Source organism: Parabacteroides sp. AF19-14 (genome assembly GCF_003635485.1).
GTDB classification, from domain to species: domain Bacteria; phylum Bacteroidota; class Bacteroidia; order Bacteroidales; family Tannerellaceae; genus Parabacteroides; species Parabacteroides distasonis.
This window is the reverse complement of the sequence record NZ_QTMJ01000025.1, coordinates 1-654: the sequence shown is the minus strand read 5'-3', so window position 1 is coordinate 654 and position 654 is coordinate 1. Positions and strand designations below refer to the sequence as shown.

1 protein-coding gene is annotated in these 654 nt (G+C 51.2%); it reads left to right on the top strand.

What is annotated here, in order from left to right:
* Position 1: 1 nt before the first annotated feature.
* On the top strand, positions 2–654 hold a 653-nt coding region (locus tag DWX33_RS18920), incomplete at its 3' end, for an AAA family ATPase (protein ID WP_158595311.1).

The window sequence follows — 654 nt, the reverse complement described above, 5'->3', positions numbered from 1 at the left end:
CATGAACCAGACAATTTATCCCATCGGCATACAGAACTTCGAGAAAATTCGCAAGGACGGCTATCTCTATATTGACAAGACAGCCTTGGTCTATCAATTGGTTACTACCGGACAGTATTACTTCCTCAGCCGCCCCCGACGCTTCGGGAAAAGCCTGTTGCTGTCCACGCTGGAGGCCTACTTCCAAGGGAAAAAGGAGTTGTTCGAGGGACTGGCCATGGAGAAACTGGAAAAGGACTGGAAAGAATACCCGATCCTCCATTTTGACCTGAATATCTCCCAATACGACTCTCCGGATAGCTTATACAAGATATTAAACGACATCCTGTCCCGGTACGAAGACGAATATGGGACACGTCCCTCGGAAGTGACCCTGCCCCTCCGTTTCGCCGGAATCATCGACCGGGCCTACCGCAAAACCGGACAAAGGGCCGTGATCCTGATAGACGAGTACGACAAGCCCTTGCTACAGAACTTGCACGACAAGGAGATGCAAAACCGGCTCCGGAACATGCTCAAACCCTTCTACGGCGTATTGAAGACCATGGATAGGGCCATCCGTTTCGCCCTGCTCACAGGTGTGACCAAGTTCGGCAAGGTAAGCGTGTTCAGTGACCTCAACAACCTCATGGACCTGTCGATGGATAATCGGTA